Below are 6,381 nucleotides of genomic sequence, written 5' to 3'. Positions count from 1 at the left end.
ATATGGTTTGGATAAAGAACTACGCGAGTAAACTCGCATAATTACATAGGTGATTTCCACTTCCGGACATCTGATTCCCAAATTTCCGGAAGTGCGATTTCATCGCACAAGAATATTCAAATAGATAAGGCTTATGGGGTTTCTATAGAGCAGATATTATTTTCAGAGTATTCGTTAAATCATAAATATATTAGCTTTGCAACGTTAAATCAGGAATATTCTGATATGTGTAATGAGAAGGCTATATCCTATTTGACTAAAAAAGGGACAAAAGTATTATTTGATCAATTTGTTCTCAGGTTTCTGGGATATGGGAAACGGGTTTTAGAAAGAAAGAGTAGAAAAGGATATATTGTTAAAGTAATTCAGGACTGTTTTTTGAAAAATTTAGCGGAAAGGATTTTAGATGTTTCTTTAAGCACTCTTATTTTTGAAATGTATTTAGCAAAAGAACAAGGAGAACTTAGAGGAAATGATGAAGCAGAAGAATATAACGACTATAATCAGAGATTTCTTGGTAATGATAAGTATATAAAAGAATTATTTTCCATATATCCAGGTCTTAAAAGAATGCTGATAGAATTAATGGAAAATTTGGCAAATAATTATATATTATTGCAGGAAAGAATGGAAAAGGATACTTTACTTTTAGAAGATAAATTTGGTGGGAAAAAGAGCTGGACTGAAGTAAAAGATATAAGAACGAGTGGTTCAGATTCACATAAGAAAGGAAATAGTGTTTTTTTAATTCAGTTTCAAGATGGAACAAAAATAGTTTATAAACCACACGGACTGAAGGTGGAGAAAGCATATCAGTCATTTTTGGAATTTATTTCTTCCAATTGTAAAAAGGACTTTAGGCAATTTTTGATTCTGGATTGTGGGGACTATGGATGGGAAGAATTTGTAGTTAATCTTCCTTGTAACAGTGAGGCTGAAGTCAGGAATTATTATTATCGGATAGGAGTGCTTGTTTTTTGCAATTATATATTAAATGTCAATGATATACATACTGAAAATCTTATTGCTAATGGGGGATATCCGGTTGTTGTAGATGCCGAGACTGTCTTAGATAATAAAAGGGACAAAAAGAAAAAATCAGGTAGAGAAAAAATTTACGATAAGATACATGAATCAGTGTTGTATTCTGGAGTACTGCCTTTTTATAAATACACTAAAAATGGAAAAGGTATAAATATGAGTGCTCTTAATGGCCAAGAGGGAGAGCAATATCCAATACTGATTCCAAGATTAAAAAATGCTGGGACATCAAATATGCATTATGAATATGAAAGACCTATTACTCAAGCTAGTAATAATTTACTGAGACTGGGGGAAAAGGTAAAAGAACCTAATCAGTATATAGATGAGATATGCGAAGGTTTTTTTGACGCATATACATTTTGTTTGGACAATAAGAAGCTTATATTAAACTATGTTTCGATATTTGAAAATATTGAAGTTAGGCATTTAGTCCAAGATACTCAGCGGTATTCCATGCTATTGCACACATCATACAATCCGGATTTTCTTCAAGATGCGAAAGATAGGCAACTATTTTTGTGTGCAGTGTTAAAAAATGTGGAACAGATGCAAGGGAATATGGAAATTGCAAAACTGGAAATAAAGGATATGCTGAATATGGATATTCCATATTTTTATAGCAATACTTCAAAAGAAGATCTTTATGGATCAGAAGGGGAAGTGGTGAAGAACTATTTTGCTGAGTCTAGTATTCAACATCTTAGAAATAAGATCTGTTCTATGGGCAAGAAAGATAGAGAAGAACAGATTAGATTTATAAAAATAATTTTAACAGATTTGAATGATGTAAAAGTTGAGAAACCTAAAAAAGATATAAATGAACTTTGTATAAGTAGAAGCGATAATGAACATGGACAAAAGGAATATAAAAAAAATGCCATATTAAAAATTTTACATACATTAGAGCAAAAAGCTTTTTATGGTGATGATGGGCAGGATATAAATTGGATAGGAATAACATCTATTGGAAATTCTGAAAATTCTTCTTGGAATATCCAACCATTAGGGGTTTATTTATATGAAGGATTAGGAGGAATTGCCCTTTTTTATAATGCACTACAGCAATCAGATTTTGATGTGGATTTGTCAGCAGCCTGCAAAGCATTTGAGACCATGATGTTTCAATATACCGATGATATGTTGGAACGATCCACGGATTTAGAAAAGGAAAGTAGCGGTGCTTATGCGGGGGAAGCTTCTGTTATATATGTATACGAAGTTTTATATAAGATAACAGGAAAACAAAAATATTTAGAATATGCAGAAAAACATTGCAAAATTTTAGAGTATGCATTGAAAGCAGATGAAAATAATGATCTGATTTATGGTAATGCAGGTGCCGTTATTGTTCTTCTTAATCTTTATCACTTAGCTCAAAAGGATATATATTTGCAATTGGCGTGCGAAGCAGGGAACATTCTTATAAAAAATCAGAATAAGGGTAAGTGGTGCTGCGGAAACGGGCAGAGCTTATCTGGGCTGTCACATGGAATTACAGGTATAATTTATGCTCTTACAAAGTTAAATAATGAGCAATTTCATATTGAATATCAAAAGGCAATACACTCTGGATTAATATATGAAAATACCATGTATTCTGATAAATATAATAATTGGTTAGACAATCGGGAGGAGGCAAAAAAAGAAGAAAACTCTGATAATAGATGCATGGCAGCATGGTGTCATGGGGCACCAGGGATTTTATTGGCAAGAAGTAAGATGTATAACCTGGTTAAAGACAGTAGTGATTATATAACAGTACAATGTGATATTGAACGTGCACTATTTGCGACAAAAATGTATGGATTTACAGATAATGACTGTCTATGTCATGGGAATTTGGGGAATACAGAAATATTACTTGAATATTCAAAAGAATGTAATGATGAAGAAGTAAGACATATGATGTTGTCTGCGAGAACACAAATTGCTATGGATATTATAAATGAAAATTACGATTGTGCAAGGTCTTATTTGCATGGGTATAAGATACCAGGATTTATGACAGGAATCTCAGGAATGGGATACTCTCTATTAAGAGATTTGTACCCAGAATTACCATGCATTTTGGCTCTGGAGATTTAGGAGCGTAATTGCTAAGTAATATTTAACAAAGGGAGGAACTTGATGTTTCAAAAAAAAGTGCATTATGTTTCACAGCTAGGAAGCATGGATTGTGGCATAGCATGTCTGACAATGATTCTTAATTATTACGGGTGTAAAAGTGATATCGTGGACATAGGGGCAGAGATTCAGATTGGCAGAGACGGTATGACCTTAGCTCAAATGAAAGAATTAGCAGAAAAGTATGGATTTAAATTTGCTGCATACCAGTATAATCATGAAGAAAAAAACTTAATAGAGTATCTTCCAGCCATTTTGTGTAATGATTCCCACTATGTGGTAGTTGATAAAACTAAGAAGAAAGGAAAATATATTCTGTTTGATCCAGCAAATGGAAAAAGAGTTGTCGATTTTTTAGAATTAAAAAACGGATACAAGGATATTCTTGTATCCGTTATTCCAAGTAGAAATATTAAGAAAATAAAAAAAACCAAATTTAAAATAGAGGTAAAATTCTCTCAATTTATGATTGCAATTATGTTGATGCTTATGTGTCAACTTATTACATTAGCTGTTCCAATGGTTGTGCAAAAAGTAATAGATAGTTTATCTTCTGCCCATATTACAATTCATATATGGAAAATTACACTTTTAGTTCTTCTGATTATGTGTGCCCATTTTGTATTGAGCTTACTAAGACAGAAAATTTTATTGAATATTAACATGAAACTTTTTAAAACAATGATTTCTAATATGATTCATAAAATTTTCCGTTTGGATGTAAGTTTTTTTGAATGGCATTCCGCAGGTGACATAGGGAACCGTTTCAATAGTATAAATCAGTTGAACGACATTCTTACCAATGGATTTATAAACATTATAATCCAAGGGATTACATCCTTGGTATGTTTAGCTGTTATGACCAGTATATCTCCATATTTGACTGCATTTGTTCTAGTTGTTTCTATTATACAGATCGCCATAATGATTTTATTAAATGGTAAAAATCTCATAAAGACGAAAGAGTATATATACTCACAGAGTACAATACAGGGAGAACTGATAGATACTCTGGAGAATATAATGGAAATAAAATGTATGGGGATGGATAATGCAGTTAAATCAAATTTACAAAATTCTTATAGTAAGTTAATAGAAAGATTCAAGGGAAAAACTCGAATTAGTAATTTGATGAATAGTTTTTCCTCAACCTTAAACTTGATTTTCCCTTTAATGATTTACGTGATTGGAAGTTATAGTGTGAAGCAAGGAGGGTTAACGATAGGACAACTTATAGCCTATGCAACCTTAGTGGGATATTTTACAGCACCTTTTACTACCGTTGTATTGTTGTTACCGAGTATCAATAGTATTAAAGAAGTGCTTTTACGTTATAAGGAACTAATGATTTTTAGAGAAAATTATCATACGGGAGTTCTTGTACCTGGAAAATTTGAAAATTTAAAAATAAGTTCGGTTTCATATTGCTACAATAGTGGGCAGGCATACGCATTGAATAATGTTTCTCTTGATCTTAGGCGAGGCGAGAGAATTGCTATTGTTGGTTTATCGGGTAGTGGAAAATCAACCTTGATAAAAGCCATACTGGGTGCCGTGGATATTAATCAAGGATGTATTGAGATAAATAATTATGATATCAGATCAATGTCGAAGGAACAGATTTATAAATGGTTTTCAGTAGTTACTCAAAATCCTATGTGCTTAAATGCAAGTATAAGAAAGAATATTGATATTATAGGTGATGCTCCGGATGAGAAAATATGGAAGGTACTAGACATTGTAGCATTAAAAGAGGAAGTTTTAAGTATGCCGTTGGGATTGGATACACTTGTTGGAGAAGGAGGACAAAATATTTCAGGTGGTCAAAAACAGCGTATTGCCATAGCAAGAGCTCTGCTTAGCGATACGGAGGTAGTTATTTTTGATGAAGCTACCAGTAATCTGGATCAGCTTACAGAAAAGAAAATTTATGATAACCTAAGGTCTACCAATAAAACGCAAATTATCATTACTCATAGACTTTCCTCTATTCGAGATACGGATTATATCTATGTATTGAACAGGGGAAGCATCATTGAACAGGGAACACATTTGGATTTGATGAAGAAAAAGGGATGGTATTTTGAGAGTATTCAATGACAGATAGGAATTAAATTATGATATGAAAAGCCATTGTATGGGGAGGTATTACAGATGAAGAAGAAAGAGATAGTTATTGGGGTGAGCGTACTGATTAGTGCATCACTTCCCATTTCAGTTTATGCTGCTTCAAATGAAAGTATGAGTTCTAGAGGTTTTATAATTGATGAAACTAATGAGTTTGAGGATATCGTTAAGCAAATTTTAGATGTTAAGTCAAAACATCCGGAATGGAGTGAACAGCAGATAAGTGATTTTATGGATCAGATTCATGCTATTAAGAAAGATGGCGTCATAGACATTTGGAACGCACTTACTTCTTCTGAGAAAAAATTAGTGATTCGATATCCGTTTGATGCACTAAAAGTCAATAAAGCAAAGGAAATTGCCACTAAACAAACCGAAAGAAAATTCGGAAAAAATGGTTTGGGTGACAGGAGTGACGCATTTAGACACGGAATATGGAATGCCGAAATGACAGTTTTGATAGGAAGTGAAAAAGCAGAGCTTTTTGCGACAGCACATGAAGATAAAGATACTACTGGAAACGAAAGCGATGGATATACAAAAGATGAGCACAAAAAAATGGATTTACATAACAATGAAATAGGGAGGAAATTAGGTGCAGATAACCTATCTGCACCAGAAGAGAAAATGGCGGAAATCATATATGACGAGATAATGAGAGAAGATTCGCTGTTTGTATGGCTGCATGAATGAAAAAGTTAGAACGTATGAACTGAAATGAAATATATCTCTAAGACAGTCGCAGATATTTTATTGATGTTTAGATATCTGTGACTGTTTTTGAATAGAAATAATAGTCGTTAAAAATGTCTGCTCTGACTAAATTTGAAAGAAGAATCAGAATGAGAACCAAGTACTAATGTATAGCCATGAATTAGATGTGAAATCTGTTAAATGATGGTCAAATGAGAATGAGGGGGCTGTAGAAAAATATTTATCAACATATTATTTGTCGATTTAGTTTAAGGTTACTGTTCAGAGGTATGCATAAGTCATTGTAAAAAATGACGAAATTTATTTTTTTATTTTGTGGATAACCATTCGCGGCAGGAAAAACTGTGTTTATAGTTTTTCCTGCTGTTCTTT

Annotated in this window: 3 protein-coding genes; all 3 read left to right on the top strand. The window is 32.7% G+C overall.

The features are described 5' to 3' along the window. Positions 1–225: 225 nt before the first annotated feature. Genes MUB35_RS30115 through MUB35_RS30105 form a run of 3 tightly spaced genes read left to right on the top strand, consistent with a single transcriptional unit; the run spans position 226 to position 5,988 of the window. Entirely contained in the window at positions 226–3,129 is a 2,904-nt protein-coding gene (locus MUB35_RS30115) for a type 2 lanthipeptide synthetase LanM family protein (RefSeq protein WP_244807363.1), read from the top strand. Between the two features lie 42 nt (positions 3,130–3,171). Beyond that, positions 3,172–5,268, top strand: a complete 2,097-nt coding sequence (locus MUB35_RS30110) for a peptidase domain-containing ABC transporter (RefSeq protein WP_025580955.1) — start codon at positions 3,172–3,174, stop codon at positions 5,266–5,268. A 54-nt stretch (positions 5,269–5,322) separates the two neighbouring features. Continuing rightward, entirely contained in the window at positions 5,323–5,988 is a 666-nt protein-coding gene (locus tag MUB35_RS30105) for a DUF6973 domain-containing protein (RefSeq protein WP_025580954.1), read from the top strand. The last annotated feature ends 393 nt before the right edge of the window (positions 5,989–6,381 follow it).

This window comes from Blautia sp. NSJ-175 (assembly GCF_022867815.1).
Taxonomy (GTDB): Bacteria; Bacillota; Clostridia; order Lachnospirales; family Lachnospiraceae; genus Blautia; species Blautia celeris.
Note: the sequence above shows the minus strand (reverse complement) of the source record. Positions and strands in the feature narration are given on the sequence as shown.